We start from the raw sequence: 15,647 nt of genomic DNA, 5'->3' as shown, positions 1-15,647 counted from the left end.
AGCTCATCCGGGAGCCGCTGGCCGAGTCGATTCCACCCCCATGCCATGGTGCCAAAGTGACTCCTGGTGCATAATCGCAGGGGACGGAGCTCAGTCACCGCGATCGTAGGAGGCACCAATGCCGATGCAGGACACTCCAGAAGATCGACAGCCGGGGGAAGCGCGAAGCGTTCCACTGCCTGGATCGGAGCGGGCTCCCGCTCCGGGCGTCCGGGACAGCCTCGGTCCCGTTGATCCGTCCCGGCGGATCGAGGTGACAGTCATCCTGAGGCGGCAGGAGGAAATGGCTGACGTTCCGCCCGAAGCGATTTCCCGGGACGAACTGGCCTCCCGATACGGCGCATCGGCCGCAGACCTGGATCTGGCCGAACGCACTTTCGCCACCCTTGGTCTCGACATCGTGGAGTCCGACGCCGCCAGCCGCAGGATTCGACTAGCCGGAACCGTGGAGCGGATGAGCAGCATCTTCGGGACGTCCCTGGACGAGCTGACGAGCCGCAGCCCGGACGGAAGTGCCGTCACCCACCGGCATCGCACTGGAGGACTCCACATACCTGCAGCCCTCGACGGCGTCGTCGTTGCCGTCCTCGGCCTTGACGACCGTCCCCAGGCACGGGCCCAGTTCCGCGCCATCCCCCTCGCCGCGGCAGGAACCAGCTACACCCCGCCACAGTTGGGAAAGATCTACAATTTCCCGGCGGGAACCGACGGAACGGGCCAAACCGTTGCCATCCTCGAGTTGGGCGGCGGTTACGGCCAGCAAGACCTTGACGCTTACTTCCAGGGCCTTGGCATCGCCACGCCGAGCATCACGTCGGTGGGAGTCGACGGCGGGGCCAACCAACCGGGGCAGGATCCGGCGGGTGCCGACGGGGAAGTCCTCCTTGACGTCGAAGTGGTGGGCGCCTTGGCGCCGAAAGCCGCAATTGTTGTCTACTTTGCTCCCAACACCGACGCCGGATTCCTGGATGCGATTGTCGCGGCCTCCCACGCAAACCCGACGCCGGCCGCAATCAGCATCAGTTGGGGCCAGAGCGAAGACTCCTGGACCGCGCAAGCCCGCACGGCCTTCGACCAGGCCATGGCCGACGCAGCGGCCCTCGGGGTGACGGTGACAGCGGCAGCCGGGGACAACGGCAGTGCGGACGGCGCAACCGACAACAAGGACCACGCCGATTTTCCGGCGTCGAGCCCGCATGTGCTGGCCTGCGGCGGAACCCGTCTTCAAGCAGACGCCTCGACGGGTGCCATCAGCGCGGAAACCGTCTGGAACGACGGTCCCAATTCGGCAACAGGCGGAGGATACAGCGACGTCTTTCCGGTTCCGTCCTGGCAGTCGGGCATCGCGGGACACACCACCCACAAGCCTGCTCCTCAGCAGGCTGGCAGGGGCGTGCCTGATGTCAGTGGCGTCGCCGACCCGCAGACCGGTTACCAAGTGCGCGTCGACGGGAAGGACATGGTGATCGGCGGAACGAGTGCGGTGGCCCCTCTCTGGGCGGCTCTCGTTGCCCGCCTTGCCCAAGCCACCAATAGGCGTTTCGGGCTGATCCAGCCGCTGCTCTATCAAAACGGCACGCAACCGGCGTCGGGCTTCCATGACATCACCGTCGGCTCGAACGGAAGCTACCACGCCGGGACCGGCTGGGATCCCTGCACGGGCCTGGGCAGTCCGGACGGCGGCGCCTTGCTGGCGATGCTTCAGGCCAAAGGTTTGGTTCGATAAACTGGTTGGTGTCCTTTACAACCGCAGGTTTCAAAGGAGGCTACACAATGGCTGGATACTTTGAGCTGATCGACGGACCCAACGATGGGTACAGGATTGCGCTGCGCGACGGCGACGGCGAGCTTCTGGCGATGTCCACGACTTTCGCCACCAAGCAGTCGGCTGTCCGCGGGATATCCACACTCCGGGAGATTGCCGGGACGGCCCTCATCAAGGACCGGAGCCACGGACGGTGGACCCCGTCCCTTGAACGTCAGGCCCACCACTTGCATTTGTTCCACCAACCCGCATGGCGGAAGCACGAAGTGAGAAGCGCAGGCCGCTCGTAGCCCTGCGATAAGGCGGTTTCGCAGACTGCCCCGCGCTCCGGTCCCTCAGCCCTCTTCAACGGCTTGCACGGACCGCACTAACGCTTGCCAAGAATCCGTGCGGCACGGATCTCCTCGACGAAGAACGGCACGTCCGTGCCTTCTTTGGCTGCCTCAGCCGGAGCGGATACGATGGACGATGGCTGGCTGTGGTCCCCGTACGCCACAAGCTATGAAGCCGTATCAATGAATAGGAGACACCCGTGTCAGATGCCCAGCAGATCACCCTCATCGTCGATGGCGAAGAGACCAAGGTGACGGAGGGGACCACCGGCGCGGAACTCTTCTTTGAGCGCCGCGACGTCGTGGTTGCCCGTGTCGACGGCGAACTCAAGGACCTCGACCAGGTGCTGCCCGAGGGTGCCCAGGTTGACGGCATCACCATCGACTCGCCGGATGGCCTGAACGTCCTGCGCCACTCCACCGCACACGTCATGGCCCAGGCCGTGCAGCAGCTTCGCCCGGATGCCAAGCTCGGAATCGGCCCCTATATCACGGACGGCTTCTACTTCGACTTCGATGTTGCCGAGCCTTTCACTCCCGAGGACCTGCGCCAGCTCGAGAAGATGATGCAGAAGATCATCAACCAGAACCAGAGGTTCGTGCGCCGCGTCGTCACCGAGGACGAAGCCCGTGAAGCCATGAAGGGTGAGCCTTACAAGCTCGAACTGCTGGGCAAGAAGAACGACGCCGCCGACGCCGGCGAAGGCGTCAACGTCGAGGTGGGCGCCGGGGACATCACCATCTACGACAACGTGGACCGCAAGAGCGGTGAAAGCGTCTGGTGCGATCTTTGCCGCGGCCCGCACCTGCCCAACACCAAACTGATCTCCAACGCCTTCGCCCTGACCCGCTCCTCGGCGGCGTACTGGCTCGGCAACCAGAACAACCAGCAGTTGCAGCGTATCTACGGCACCGCTTGGCCCACCAAAGACGCGCTGAAGGCCTACCAGGAGCGCATCGCCGAGGCCGAGCGCCGCGATCACCGCAAGCTCGGAGCGGAGCTGGACCTGTTTTCCTTCCCGGATGAGCTGGGTTCGGGCCTGCCGGTATTCCACCCCAAGGGCGGGATCATCCGCAAGGCGATGGAGGACTATTCGCGCCAACGCCACGTCGACGCCGGATACGAGTTCGTCTACACCCCGCACATCACCAAGGGACACCTCTACGAGGTTTCCGGCCACCTTGACTGGTACAAGGAAGGCATGTTCCCGGCGATGCACATCGACGCGGAATTGAACGACGACGGCACTGTCCGCAAGCCGGGCCAGGACTACTACCTGAAGCCGATGAACTGCCCCATGCACAACCTCATCTTCCGTTCGCGCGGACGCTCCTACCGGGAACTGCCCCTCAGGCTCTTCGAATTCGGCTCTGTGTACCGCTACGAGAAATCCGGTGTTGTCCACGGCCTGACCCGTGTGCGCGGCATGACACAGGACGATGCCCACATCTACTGCACCCGCGAGCAGATGAAGGACGAGCTCACCACCACCCTGAACTTCGTCCTCGGACTGCTCAAGGACTACGGCCTGGACGACTTCTACCTTGAACTGTCCACCAAGAACGAGGACAAGTTCGTTGGCGAGGACGCGGCCTGGGAGGAAGCCACCCGTACCCTGGCAGAAGTAGCCGAGGCGTCGGGACTGGAGCTGGTCCCGGATCCGGGTGGAGCCGCGTTCTACGGTCCCAAGATCTCCGTGCAGGCCAAGGACGCCCTGGGCCGCACCTGGCAGATGTCCACCATCCAGCTGGACTTCAACCTGCCCGAGCGGTTCGAACTGGAATTCCAGGCGGCCGACGGCACCCGCCAGCGTCCGGTCATGATCCACCGCGCTCTGTTCGGCTCGGTGGAGCGGTTCATGGGCGTCCTGACTGAGCACTATGCGGGAGCATTTCCGGCATGGCTTTCGCCCGTGCAGGTGGTTGGCATTCCGGTGGCGGAGGCGTTCAACGACTACATGTTCGACGTCGTTGGCCAGCTCAAGGCTGCGGGCATCCGTGCCGAGGTGGACATTTCCTCCGACCGCTTCCCGAAGAAGATCCGCACTGCCAGCAAGGACAAGATTCCCTTCGTCCTCATTGCCGGCGGAGAGGACGCAGAGGCAGGCGCAGTCTCGTTCCGCTTCCGTGATGGCAGCCAGGACAACGGCGTGCCCGTTGCCGAGGCCGTCCGCAGGATTGTGGACGCCGTCAAGAACCGCGAGAGCTGACGAGTCGGACGCTTCGGGGGACAGGAAACAGTGCAGGAGAACACGGGCGTGACAGCTGACTATCCGGGCGATGCCGAAGTGACTGATGACTTCGGCCTGGCAGGTGTTCCCGATGCCTTCCAACGCTTGTGGACGCCGCACCGCCTGGCCTACATCAAGGGCGGGCAGAACCAGTTCGATAACGAGGACTGCCCGTTCTGCGTGGCTCCAAGCCGCACGGACGAGGAGGCCCTCATCGTCCGCCGCGGCAGGACGTGCTACGTGGTGCTCAATCTGTTCCCTTACAACCCCGGTCATTTGCTGGTGTGCCCGTACCGGCATGTTCCGGACTACACGGACATCACGGTGCAGGAAACCGCGGAAATGGCCGAGCTCACGCAGACCGCAATGCGGGTGCTGAGGAAGGTGGCCAACCCGAGCGGCTTCAACCTGGGCATGAACCAGGGTGTAGCCGGCGGCGCGGGAATCGCCGCCCACCTGCATCAGCACGTGGTTCCGCGCTGGGGTGGGGACGGAAACTTCTTCCCGATCATCGCCCAGACGAAAGCCATCACCCAGACCCTCGCGGAGGTCCGGCAGCAGGTGGCGGACGCGTGGCCGGAGGAATCGGAACTATCCGGGGAGCCGGATGCTTAATCGGCACGCCCGAGGGTTCTTCACCGGGCTGTTCTCGCCCCTTGCCCGGTTCCTGCTCAAAGTGGGGGTCTCGCCTGACGCCGTCACCGTCGTCGGGACCGCCGGAGTAGTTCTCGGCGCCCTGATTCTCTACCCCCTCGGCCAGCTTTGGTGGGGTTCGCTGCTGATCGCCGTATTCGCGCTATCCGACGTCGTGGATGGCATCATGGCGCGGGAGCAGGGTCGCAGCGGTCCGTGGGGAAATTTTCTCGATTCGACGCTGGATCGACTGGCTGACGGCGCCATTTTCGCCGGCGTCGCGATCTGGTTCTTCACCGGGGGCGGGAACAGCGCGATTGCCGTCGCGTCTCTGGCCTGTCTAGTGCTCGGGATGGTGGTTTCGTACGCCCGCGCCAAGGCTGAATCTCTGGGCTTCTACGCCAATGTGGGCATCGCCGAGCGCGCGGAGCGGCTCATCTCGGTGCTCCTCGTCACCGGATTGACCGGGCTGGGATTGCCTTCCGTCGTGTTGCTGGTGACCCTCGTCATCCTCGCCGCCGCCACGGCAGTCACCGTCGTCCAAAGGATGGCGGCCGTCCGCGAACAGGCGATGGCAGACGTCGACGGCGGGACTCCCGCTTAAGCCCTCTGATCATTTTGCTGCCCCGGCGCGTTTCGTGTCGGGGCACGCTCATGTCCGGGGCAGCTTTATGTGCGGGTGGGTCTGAAGTGGTGGTTGCGTCGGGGTGTTTGGCGGGGGTCGAGGTGGGGTGGGGGTGTGAACCATGGCACGCCGGTTTCGGTGGAGATGGTCCAGTGTTCTTTGTGGATGACGTGGTGGTGGCTGCAGAGCAGGGTGCCGTTGTCGGTTGAGGTGGTGCCTTCGTTGGTCCAGTAGGTGATGTGGTGGGCTTCGCACCAGGGTGCGGGGATTGTGCAGTCGGGGAAGGCTCAGCCTTGGTCGCGGGCGATGATGGCTTTGCGGATGTGGGGCGGGAAAATCCTGGTGGTGCGGCCGATGTCCAGGACGCGGCCCTCGCTGCCGAGCAGGACGGGGATGATGTCGGCGTCGCAGGCGATTTTGCGGATGGCCGTGGGGTGGATCGGGCCGTGGAACGTGGCGGCCCCGGTGCCGGGCCGGGCGTTTGCTGCGCCGGGGTTTGTGGTGCCGGGGGTGTGGTGTTGGAGGCGGTTGAGCAGGTCCTGGTAGTCGATGGTGACCATGACCTGGGGGCGGAGGCCGCCGTTGGCCGGCAGTTCGCCGGTGGCCAGGGCGATACTGCAGGCGCCGACGAGTCCGTCGAGGAGTTTCTGGGGGCGGGAGCGGCGGTCCAGGCCGGGGTGCGCGCCGTCGCTGTTGCTGTCGCCGCCCGGGCCGGTGTCCCCTGAATCCGTGTCCTGTGCTCCCTCGCCGCCGGTGCCGGTGCCGGTGCCGGTGTGGTGTTGGAGGCGGGGGTTGGCGGCGGTGTTCATGGCGGTGGCGAGGGTTTCGATTTGTTCGGCGGTGGCGAAGATTTCCAGGTGGTGCAGGCCGTGGCGGGGTGTGCGGATGAATGCTCCTTGGCGGTGGCGCAGTTCTTCCTCGCTGGGTTCGGTTCCGTCCTGGTCGATGGCGTCGACCCAGCGTTTGGCCATCCGGTGCACGAAGTCGGGATCGCTTTCCAGGGCGGTCCGGGTCAGGGAGTGTTCCATCTGCCCGATGGTGTCCGGGTCGGCGTGGTGGCGTACCTGGTCCAGGGCGATGCTGATGAGGGTGGCCGAGCGGGACGGCACGGCCGCGGCGGACAGGGCCGCGGCGAGGACCGGGTGGCGTGCGGGGAGGTCTTGTCCGGTGATTCCTGTCTGCGGGAGCACGCTTTCGGCCAGGGTGAGCCGGCGCCGTGCTTCGCTGATGCCGATCCGCAGCCTGGCGCGCAGGAATTCGGCGGCGTTCCGGTACCCGTCATGGACCGGGTCGGCGGCTTCGGCGAGGCCGGCCATGGACCCCGGCGCACCTGCCGCGGTTGCTGTGTCGGCGTCAGTTCCCGGCTCGGCGTCAGTCGCCGCGTCGGCCGCGTCGGCCGCGTCGGCCGTGTCTGCCGTGCCGCTTGTGGTGGGTTCGGTCCAGCCGGTCCTCCACCCCGGAGCCGGGCAGGGGTGCCGTGCGGCCCGGGCTTCGCGCCGTGTCCGTTCCACGGCCTGGGCCGCGAGGATCTGCAGGAACTCCACCGACCGGGCGATCTCCTCGACCCGGCCGGCGAAATCCGCGGCTTCAGGGAAACCGAACAGGCGGGTGTCGGCGGGAGCGGTTGAGCGCAGCGCATCCATTACCGCCACCGCCTGATCAAGACCGCCCGCGGGCAGCGGCCCGCCGGCCGCCGGGCTTTCGAACCGGACCGGGTTTGGGTGCTGCGCAGGGCTTTCGAACTGCGCAGGGCTTTCGAACTGCGCAGGGTCTTGTAGCCGGACCGGGTTTGGGTGCTGCGCAGGGCTTTGGAACCGGGCCAGGTTTTGGTGCTGCGCAGGGCTTTCGAGCCGGGCCAGGTTCTGGTGCTGCGCAGCGTGTTGGAACCGGGCCGGGTTTTGAAGCCGGGCTGCGAACTGGGCTGCGTATTGGAGCCGGGCATGGCGGGCGGCGACAGGCTTCAGGCGGCGGGCCACGCGCCCCGGCGACGGGTTCCCGCCGTCGGGCGCGGCCGCCCGAGGGGCGGTGAGGTGACCGGTGCCTTCCATGACTAAACCCTGTCACGAGGCACTGACAATTAAGCCCCCACGCTGCCACCCGCCGACGAGAAAAGCGAAAACAAGGAAAACACGCCCCAAGTACTAGCTGTTGAGGTCCCAATGAACCCGGATCGCCTCCGCGACCGGCCCGGTGTTGCCCTCACAATTGCCGAAGACAGATTCCTGCGCCTTTGCATCGTCAACCAATCCGCTGCCATCAATGCACCTGAAGTATCCGCGACACGCGGGACCCATATCACCCGCTGCGCGAAGCCCCGCCGGTGCCGGCGGAAGTGCGTGGCAGAGGCGGGTAACCAAGTACGACGGGCACAGCGCAGGGGACTAGTATTGAAGTTACTTGGTCAATGTGACCTGGAAATCCGGTGCGCGCTGTGTGTGGCCCCTGTCCGCCTGCGCCCCCGGCCAAGGTCTTCTATCTACCCATAGGGGTTTTTGTGTCTACACCTGATGTAAGCAACGAAGCCGGTTCGTCCGCAGCCAGCGTTACGGGCAGCAACCGCGTCAAGCGCGGCATGGCCGAGATGCTCAAGGGCGGCGTCATCATGGACGTCGTCAACGTCGAGCAGGCCCGCATCGCCGAAGATGCCGGTGCCGTGGCCGTCATGGCGCTCGAGCGCGTTCCCGCCGACATCCGCGCCCAGGGCGGCGTGTCCCGCATGTCGGACCCGGACATGATCGACCAGATCATCGCCGCCGTGTCCATCCCCGTCATGGCCAAGGCCCGCATCGGCCACTTCGTCGAAGCCCAGGTCCTGCAGTCCCTCGGTGTTGACTACATCGACGAGTCCGAGGTCCTGACCCCCGCCGACTACACCCACCACATCGACAAGTGGAACTTCACCGTTCCCTTCGTCTGTGGTGCCACCAACCTCGGCGAGGCGCTGCGCCGCATCAACGAGGGCGCGGCCATGATCCGCTCCAAGGGCGAGGCCGGCACAGGCGACGTCTCCAACGCCACCACCCACATGCGACAGATCCGCGCCGAGATCCTCCGCCTCTCCACCCTGCCCGAGGACGAACTCTACGTCGCGGCCAAGGAACTGCAGGCACCGTACGAACTCGTCAAGGAAATCGCCGCTACCGGCAAGCTCCCCGTCGTCCTCTTCACCGCCGGCGGCATCGCCACCCCGGCCGACGCTGCGATGATGATGCAGCTCGGCGCGGACGGCGTGTTCGTTGGTTCGGGCATCTTCAAGTCCGGCAACCCGGCCCAGCGTGCCGCCGCCGTCGTGAAGGCCACCACGTTCTTCGACGACCCCGACGTCATCGCCAAGGTCTCCCGCGGCCTGGGCGAAGCCATGGTCGGCATCAACGTCGAGGAAATCCCCGAACCCCACCGCCTCGCCGAGCGCGGCTGGTAAATCCTAGTTAACCGGCGCGCTCTGTTGGCACGCCGGACAGCGCAGATGTCTGCGCGCTTGGTTGGTGCACCGGACGGCGCTGATCCTCGGCGCGCTATTCCCCCCGTTTCGCTGCCGCGGCTTTGCGGCGGCTAAGGGCGGGGGCCCTTTTACGCGCGCAGCCGGATCACACCGTCCGACGCCTTTCAGTCAGTAGAAGTACGACGCCGGTCGGTCACCTTTTCGGTGACCGACCGGCGTCGTACGTTAACCCAACTGACTCGCAGTTGTTGTCGTTCTGAGGCTCCAAAACGACAACTACTGCGAGTCAGTTGGGTAGACCCGCTGGCTACTGGAGGCCGCGACGCTTCAGGAGCGGCTCGAGGGCAGCATCGCGGCCACGGAGCGTGCGGAAGGATTCCAGCGGATCCTGGCTGTTGCCACGGGAGAGCAGCTCCGAGCGGAATCGTTCGCCGTTCTCGCGCAGCAGCCCGCCGTTTTCCGTGAACCAGTCCACCGTTTCCGCGTCCAGCACTTCACTCCAGATGTAGGAGTAGTACCCGGCAGCGTAGAAGTCCCCGGCGAAGATGTGCTGGAAATACCCCGTGCGGTACCGGGGCGGTATGAGGGAGTGCGCCACGCCTGCGGCTGCCAATGCCTTGGCCTCGAAGTCCTGAGCATCCTGCGGAACACCGTCCACGTCCAGGACATGCCAGGCCAGGTCCAGGAGGGCTGCGCCGAGGTACTCGGTGGTGGCGAAACCCTCGCCCCAGAGCCTGGACTCGTTGAGGCGGTCAATGGTGTCTTGGGGGAGCGGCTCTCCGGTGGCGTAGTGGCGCGCGTAGTTGCCGATGATTTCCGGCCACATGATCCACATCTCGTTGACCTGCGACGGATACTCGACGAAGTCCCGGGGGACCGAGGTTCCGGAGAACCGCGGATACGTGACGTTGGAGAAGAGCCCGTGCAGGGCATGGCCGAACTCGTGGAACGTGGTGCGGACTTCGTCCAGGGTGAGCAGTGTCGGTTCTCCGGCCGGCGGTTTGGAGATGTTCAGGTTGTTGATGACCACCGGCTTGGTCCCCAGCAGTGCTGATTGTTCGACGAGCGAGTTCATCCAGGCGCCGCCGCGCTTGGAGTCCCGCGCGTAGTAGTCGCCCAGGAAGAGGCCGAGCTCGGAGCCGTCCTCGTTCCGTACCTCCCAAACGCGGACGTCGGGGTGGTACCCCTCAAGGTCTTTCCGCTCGTGGAAAGTCATCCCGAAGAGGCTCGTAGCTGCGAAGAACACGCCGTCCACGAGTACCCGGTCCAATTCGAAATAGGGCCGCAGCAGCTGTTCGTCCACCTCATACCGCTCCCTCCGGACCTTCGAGGAGTAGTAGGCCCAGTCCCACGCTTCCAACGGGTGCCCCGCGCTCTCCGCCAATGCAGCCGCTTCGGCGTCGGCGTTGCGGACAGCGGCAGGGGCGAGGCGGTTCAGCATCGTCTGCACGGCCGCGAAATCAGGGGCAGTCTGGCGTTCCAGGACGAGTTCGGCGTAGTTGCCGAACCCGAGCAGGCCCGCCTTCTCGGCCCTCAAACACACCATCGCCTTCGCCAGTTCCATGACGTCCAGGCTGCCGCCGTCGCTGCCTCGCGCAATGGATGCCTCATACAGGCGACGGCGAAGCTCGCGGTTTTGCAATGAAGCCAGAGCAGGCTGGTTGCTCGGCTGTATGAGGGTCAGGAGGTATTTTCCCTCGTGCCCGGCAGCGCGTGCTGCCTCGGCGGCACTGGCAATGTCGTCCGCAGGGAGGCCCGCGAGTTCCGTGGCGTCCTCCACCACAAGCGCGGCGTCCTTCATGGCTTCCTTGACGCGTTGCCCGTACTCCGTTCCCAAACGGGAGAGTTCCGCATTGAGGCTTTTGAGCTTTTCCTGGTCGGCCGGATCAAGGTGGATCCCCGACTGGCGGAATTCCCGGAGGTACTCCTGGACCAGCCTGAGGGATTCGTCATCGAGGCCCGAGGTGTCGACGGCTGCGAATCGTTCGAAAAGTCCGCGATTGAGGTAGACCGCGTCCTGGTGGCTCGCGAAACGGGGAGACAGCTCGGTTTCGAGTTCCCGGATGGCGTCGGAGGCGTCGGCGGAAACCAGGGTGAAGAAGGCTGCCGCTGCACGCTCCAGCAGCCGGCCGGAGCGTTCCATCGCCACCGCCGTGTTTTCGAAGGATGCAGGCTCCGGATTGTCCACGATGGACTGGATCTCGGCCAGATGCTCAGCGAGGCCCGCTTCAACAGCTTCGGCGTAGTGGTTGTCCTGGATCGTTGCGAAGGGCGGCAATCCGAAGGGAAGGGTGCTCGGCTCCAAGAGAGGGTTCGTCATGAAGCAACCCTTTCATGCGAGGTCCCCGCCCACAACGCTTTTCCTCGTGTTAGCGCGGCCGCCGCGCCGCATGTTCGCGCGCGAGGCGGGCAAAGTCGTCGTCGGGCGTTCCGGGAACGAAAGCACCGTACTTGCGTTCGACGGCGGTCCGGATCAGGAAATCGGCGATGGCAGGATTCTTGGGCAACAAGGAACCGTGCAAGTAGCTGGCAACAACATTCCGGTGCCGGGCACCCTCGTGGTTGTCCTTGCTGTTGTTGCCGGCACCTTTGGACACGGTGCCGAGGGGCTCGACACCGGGGCCCAACGAGGTTTGTCCGCTGTGGTTCTCGTAGCCGAGGATTTCCCCGAACTCGGACGAGGTGAGGGTGACATTCCCGATGAGGCGTTCGTCGGTGCCGACCGTCTCGACGTCAAGGATGCCGATGCCCGGGATGACAGGGCCGCTCTTCGTCTTGAAAAACTTGCCGAAGAGTTGGTAGAGCCCGCAAATAACCAGCATGGGCGTTCCGTCCTCGGCCATCTCGCGGAGTTGCTCGGCGCGTGCCTGGAGATCTTCCTGGATGACTACCTGGCCGCTGTCCTGCCCGCCGCCGCCCACAATGAGGTCGACATCCTCGGGAAAGTCGTCACCCACGTTGTACTCAAGGAGTTCAGGCGTGTAGCCGTGCCAAAGCAGGCGCTGCCGCAGGACGAGCGCGTTTCCCCAGTCCCCGTAGATGTTCATCTCACGGGGGTACAACTGCAGGACCCGGATGGTGCCCTTGCTGGCGTGGGGGGCGGTGTCTTCGGCCGGGGTCATGAGACCACCTCTACTGTGGTGATTTTGGAGAGTTCGCGCCGGATGGCCAACATCGCGGTGTAGGTGCAGAACACGCGTTTGGGCTTGCCGGCCGAGCCCCGGATGAATTCAGCCAAGGCCGCAGGGATGTCGGTGTTCACTGAACCGAAACGGACCTCGTCGTATTGCAGGCGCAGGGCCATGTCGTAGGCACGGACACCGGTGAGTACTTCGACGCCATCCTCGCGCAGGGAGTCGAACTCAACGTCCCAGAGCCAGGACATGTCGCGGCCGTCGGCGTAGTTGTCGTTGATGGCGATCATGGACGCGTAGCCCTTCGCCGGGAAGGACTTGAGGCCCAGGCGGAAACCACTCGGGTTCTTCACCAGGACCAACTCAAGAGGCTGGCCATCCACCGTCAGGCTTTCCCCACGGCCGAACGCCGGAGCCACCTCGGAGAGCGCCTTGACGAGCTTCGCGGCATCGCCGGGCCTGCCGCTTGCCCCGGTGATGCTCCTGGCGAGCACCAAGGCGGCGGCTGCATTGAAGATGTTGTAGACGCCGCGGAGCTTCATGTGGGTCGCGACGCGGGTTCCGTCGAACTCGAAGTCGGCGTCGTCGGCACCCACCCGGCGGAGTACGACGTCGGCCTCCGGGGAGGCGGGCACGTCACCGAGGGGGCTGGTTCCCGGAGCCACGGCCCGCATGTCGTCGTCGTTCGGGAAGGTGCTGCGGAGCGATTGGTCCAATCCGAAGTAGAGCACCTCGGGGCCGCTGACGGCTGCCGCGATACGGGCGACCCGGGGATCCTCGCGGTTCAAGACCACGGTGCCTGTAGTTCGCTCGGCGATGCGCTGGAGAAGCAACGCGGTGGCGTCGATTTCGCCGAAGCGGTCCAGCTGGTCCCGCAGGACGTTGAGGAGAAGGCAGTAGCGCGGCGGCACTTTGTTCACGAAATGCACGGCATGTGCCTCGTCGAGTTCCAACACCGCGACGTCGGCGTCCAGCCTGCCGCGCCAGTCCACCTCACCCAGGAGCGCAGCTGCCACTCCCCGGGTGAAGTTGCTGCCCGTCCGGTTGGTGAAGACCTTGAGGCCTTGGCTTTCCAGGAGTTCCACGACCATTTTGGTGGTGGTGGTCTTGCCGTTGGTCCCGCTCACCACAGCCACACCGTGGGGGAGCGAGGACAGCGTCCTCTGCATGAAGCCGGGGTCGATCTTCTCGACCACGAGGCCCGGCAAAGCCGAACCCCCGCCGCGAAGCCGGGACACAGCACGGACCAGCTTGCCGAGCGGAACGGTGAACGAAAACATGCTCTGTAATATATCCCAGTTGGTGCATAAACCACGTGCCGCAAGCCTGCGGTGCCACCACGGGGCGAGGCCTGCAGCGGCGGCGCATTATGATGGTCGAATGACCAATCCCCCTTCCGAGGCGTCATCAAGCGTGGGCACGGGCCTGCGCATCGGCGTCCTCGCACTACAAGGCGATTTTCGTGAGCACATCCACGCCGTCGAAGCGGCCGGCGCCACCGGCGTCGGCATCCGGCGTCCGGCGGAACTCGACGACATTGACGGCCTCATCATTCCCGGCGGCGAGTCCACCACCATCGACAAGCTGGCGCGCATCTTCGAACTCGCGGATCCGATCCGTAAGCAGATCGCGTCCGGGCTGCCGGTCTATGGGTCCTGCGCCGGAATGATCCTCCTGGCTGACGACATCGCAGATCCCGCCACGGACCTCGCCGGGAATCCGCAGCAGACTTTCGGCGGGTTGGACATCACGGTCCGCCGCAACGCGTTCGGCCGGCAGCGGGAGTCTTTCGAAACCGACCTTGACTTCAAGGGCCTCGAGTTCAGCGCCGGCGAGTCCGGCGTCGACCCCGTCCATGCCGTCTTCATCCGGGGACCATGGGTGGAGCGCGTCGGTCCGGGCGTCGAAATCCTTGCCCAGGTGGAACCGGGAAAAGCCAGCCACACGGACACTTTGCACGGGTTGGCTAGAATTGTTGCAGTGCGCTCAGGTCGGTTGCTGGCCACCTCCTTCCACCCGGAAGTGACTGGGGAGAAGCGCGTGCATGAATTGTTTATTCGAATGATCAGAGGGGAAGTTTAAAGCATGTCAGGCCACTCCAAATGGGCGACGACCAAGCACAAGAAGGCCATCCTCGATAGCCGCCGGGCCAAGTCGTTCGCCAAACTGATCAAGAACATCGAAGTCGCGGCCCGCATGGGCGGACCGGACCTTGCCGGCAACCCGAGCCTGGAGCTAGCCGTCACCAAGGCCAAGAAGACGTCGGTCCCCGCTGACAACATCGACCGCGCCATCAAGCGCGGAGCCGGGCTCACCGGCGAAGTGGTCGACTACACGGAAATCATGTACGAAGCCCGCGGCCCGCAGGGTTCGGCCCTCCTGATCGAGTGCCTCACGGACAACAAGAACCGTGCCGCCTCCGAGGTCCGGCTGGCCATCTCCCGCAACGGGGGCACCATCGCCGACCCCGGCTCCGTGAGCTACCTCTTCACCCGCAAGGGCGTCGTCAACCTGCCCAAGAACGGTCTCAGCGAAGACGACATCCTGATGGCCGTGCTTGACGCAGGCGCCGAGGAAGTCAAGGACAGCGGCGACAACTGGGAAATCCACTCGGAACCCACCGATCTGCAGGCCATCCGCGAAGCCCTCAAGGAATCCGGCATCGAATACGAGACGGACGAAGCTGAATTCGTCCCGTCCATGCAGGTACCGCTTGACGTCGACGGTGCCAAGAAGTTCATGAAGCTCGTCGACGCCCTCGAGGATCTCGACGACGTGCAGAACGTCTACACCAACGCGGACATGAGCGAGGAAGTCCAGGCTGCGCTCGAAGCCGAATAATGTTTTTTGCGACATAGCCTGACAACCAACAGGGAGGCCCGGACTTGACTCTTCGCGTACTAGGAGTCGATCCGGGCCTCACCCGTTGCGGCATCGGAGTGGTCGACGTCGAACGGAACAGGCGCGCCACCATGGTGGCCGTCTGCGTCGTGGGAACCTCCCCGGAACAATCATTGGACCAGCGCCTGCTGGTCATCGCCAAGGCCATCGACGAATGGCTGGACCTGTACAAGCCAGACGTTCTTGCGGTCGAACGGGTCTTCTCCCAGTTGAACGTCAGCACTGTCATGGGCGTGGCCCAAGCGTCCGGGGTGGTCATCGCGGCGGCAGCGCGGCGCGGCATCCCGGTGGCGCTTCACACGCCGTCGGAAGTCAAAGCCGCCGTCACGGGCAGCGGCACCTCCAACAAGGAGGCGGTGACCAAGCTCATCACCAAGATCCTGCGCCTGGACGCCCCGCCCCGTCCGGCCGACGCCGCGGACGCGCTGGCCCTCGCCGTCACGCACGCGTGGCGGGCCGGGAGCGGCGCCGCCGTTGCCACCACCGGACCGGGGAGCAGCGCGCTCACGCCGGCCCAGCGGGCATGGGCGGAAGCCGAAGCGAAAGCGCGCCGCGGCCGGTAATTGTCGGCGGCCCTTGCTAGG

General features: G+C 65.1%; 12 protein-coding genes and 1 pseudogene. 9 read left to right on the top strand and 4 right to left on the bottom strand.

All coding sequences use genetic code 11. The features are described 5' to 3' along the window. The first annotated feature begins 283 nt into the window (after window positions 1–283). From QRN45_RS08745 to pgsA, 5 genes are all read left to right on the top strand, one after another. Complete coding sequence (locus QRN45_RS08745) at window positions 284–1,726, top strand: S53 family peptidase (RefSeq protein ID WP_264636421.1); 1,443 nt, start codon at window positions 284–286, stop codon at window positions 1,724–1,726. Between the two features lie 47 nt (window positions 1,727–1,773). After that, window positions 1,774–2,055: a YegP family protein gene (locus QRN45_RS08740; RefSeq protein WP_264636422.1), complete on the top strand. Its 282-nt coding sequence runs from the start codon at window positions 1,774–1,776 to the stop codon at window positions 2,053–2,055. Between the two features lie 242 nt (window positions 2,056–2,297). Beyond that, entirely contained in the window at window positions 2,298–4,307 is a 2,010-nt protein-coding gene (gene thrS / locus QRN45_RS08735) for a threonine--tRNA ligase (RefSeq protein WP_264636423.1), read from the top strand. A 30-nt stretch (window positions 4,308–4,337) separates the two neighbouring features. After that, on the top strand, window positions 4,338–4,943 hold the full coding sequence (locus tag QRN45_RS08730; RefSeq protein WP_264636424.1) for an HIT family protein: 606 nt from the start codon (window positions 4,338–4,340) through the stop codon (window positions 4,941–4,943). Beyond that, complete coding sequence (pgsA, locus tag QRN45_RS08725; protein WP_264636425.1) at window positions 4,936–5,565, top strand: phosphatidylinositol phosphate synthase; 630 nt, start codon at window positions 4,936–4,938, stop codon at window positions 5,563–5,565. Before QRN45_RS08730 ends, pgsA begins: the two co-directional genes overlap by 8 nt. 65 nt (window positions 5,566–5,630) lie before the next feature. Here the strand turns inward: pgsA and QRN45_RS08720 are convergent. Further along, window positions 5,631–7,634: pseudogene (locus QRN45_RS08720) on the bottom strand (HNH endonuclease signature motif containing protein). 446 nt (window positions 7,635–8,080) lie between these two features. Between QRN45_RS08720 and pdxS the strand changes: the two are divergent. Beyond that, window positions 8,081–9,007, top strand: coding sequence for a pyridoxal 5'-phosphate synthase lyase subunit PdxS (pdxS, locus tag QRN45_RS08715; protein WP_078108963.1), 927 nt, complete (start codon window positions 8,081–8,083; stop codon window positions 9,005–9,007). 328 nt (window positions 9,008–9,335) lie between these two features. On the opposite strand, the gene QRN45_RS08710 is transcribed toward pdxS, so the two are convergent. Genes QRN45_RS08710 through QRN45_RS08700 form a run of 3 tightly spaced genes read right to left on the bottom strand, consistent with a single transcriptional unit; the run spans window position 9,336 to window position 13,442 of the window. Beyond that, complete coding sequence (locus tag QRN45_RS08710) at window positions 9,336–11,348, bottom strand: M3 family metallopeptidase (RefSeq protein ID WP_284762982.1); 2,013 nt, start codon at window positions 11,346–11,348, stop codon at window positions 9,336–9,338. A gap of 49 nt (window positions 11,349–11,397) precedes the next feature. Then, on the bottom strand, window positions 11,398–12,150 hold the full coding sequence (locus QRN45_RS08705; protein ID WP_284762981.1) for a type 1 glutamine amidotransferase: 753 nt from the start codon (window positions 12,148–12,150) through the stop codon (window positions 11,398–11,400). Then, a complete protein-coding gene (locus QRN45_RS08700; protein ID WP_284762980.1) occupies window positions 12,147–13,442 on the bottom strand; it encodes a Mur ligase family protein in 1,296 nt (431 codons plus the stop codon). Before QRN45_RS08700 ends, QRN45_RS08705 begins: the two co-directional genes overlap by 4 nt. Before the next feature lie 100 nt (window positions 13,443–13,542). Here QRN45_RS08700 and pdxT point away from each other — a divergent pair, with 100 nt between their 5' ends. Genes pdxT through ruvC form a run of 3 tightly spaced genes read left to right on the top strand, consistent with a single transcriptional unit; the run spans window position 13,543 to window position 15,626 of the window. Further along, window positions 13,543–14,244, top strand: coding sequence for a pyridoxal 5'-phosphate synthase glutaminase subunit PdxT (gene pdxT / locus QRN45_RS08695; protein ID WP_078108967.1), 702 nt, complete (start codon window positions 13,543–13,545; stop codon window positions 14,242–14,244). A gap of 3 nt (window positions 14,245–14,247) precedes the next feature. Further along, window positions 14,248–15,003 (top strand): YebC/PmpR family DNA-binding transcriptional regulator, encoded by a 756-nt coding sequence (locus QRN45_RS08690; protein WP_284762978.1) that lies wholly within the window; start codon window positions 14,248–14,250, stop codon window positions 15,001–15,003. A 44-nt stretch (window positions 15,004–15,047) separates the two neighbouring features. Then, complete coding sequence (ruvC, locus tag QRN45_RS08685; protein ID WP_236810689.1) at window positions 15,048–15,626, top strand: crossover junction endodeoxyribonuclease RuvC; 579 nt, start codon at window positions 15,048–15,050, stop codon at window positions 15,624–15,626. The last annotated feature ends 21 nt before the right edge of the window (window positions 15,627–15,647 follow it).

Origin of the sequence: Arthrobacter sp. efr-133-R2A-63 (assembly GCF_030209795.1) — a bacterium.
GTDB lineage: Bacteria > Actinomycetota > Actinomycetes > Actinomycetales > Micrococcaceae > Arthrobacter > Arthrobacter bambusae_A.
This window is presented reverse-complemented; position numbering and strand designations above follow the sequence as displayed.

Bases quoted from the DNA above. Each gene is read 5' to 3' on its own strand.
- QRN45_RS08710 (WP_284762982.1), bottom strand. From the start codon at position 11,348: ATGACGAACCCTCTCTTGGAGCCGAGCACCCTTCCCTTCGGATTGCCG.
- pdxT (WP_078108967.1), top strand. From the start codon at position 13,543: ATGACCAATCCCCCTTCCGAGGCGTCATCAAGCGTGGGCACGGGCCTG.
- QRN45_RS08700 (WP_284762980.1), bottom strand. From the start codon at position 13,442: ATGTTTTCGTTCACCGTTCCGCTCGGCAAGCTGGTCCGTGCTGTGTCC.
- pgsA (WP_264636425.1), top strand. From the start codon at position 4,936: ATGCTTAATCGGCACGCCCGAGGGTTCTTCACCGGGCTGTTCTCGCCC.
- QRN45_RS08745 (WP_264636421.1), top strand. From the start codon at position 284: ATGGCTGACGTTCCGCCCGAAGCGATTTCCCGGGACGAACTGGCCTCC.
- QRN45_RS08690 (WP_284762978.1), top strand. From the start codon at position 14,248: ATGTCAGGCCACTCCAAATGGGCGACGACCAAGCACAAGAAGGCCATC.
- QRN45_RS08740 (WP_264636422.1), top strand. From the start codon at position 1,774: ATGGCTGGATACTTTGAGCTGATCGACGGACCCAACGATGGGTACAGG.
- QRN45_RS08705 (WP_284762981.1), bottom strand. From the start codon at position 12,150: ATGACCCCGGCCGAAGACACCGCCCCCCACGCCAGCAAGGGCACCATC.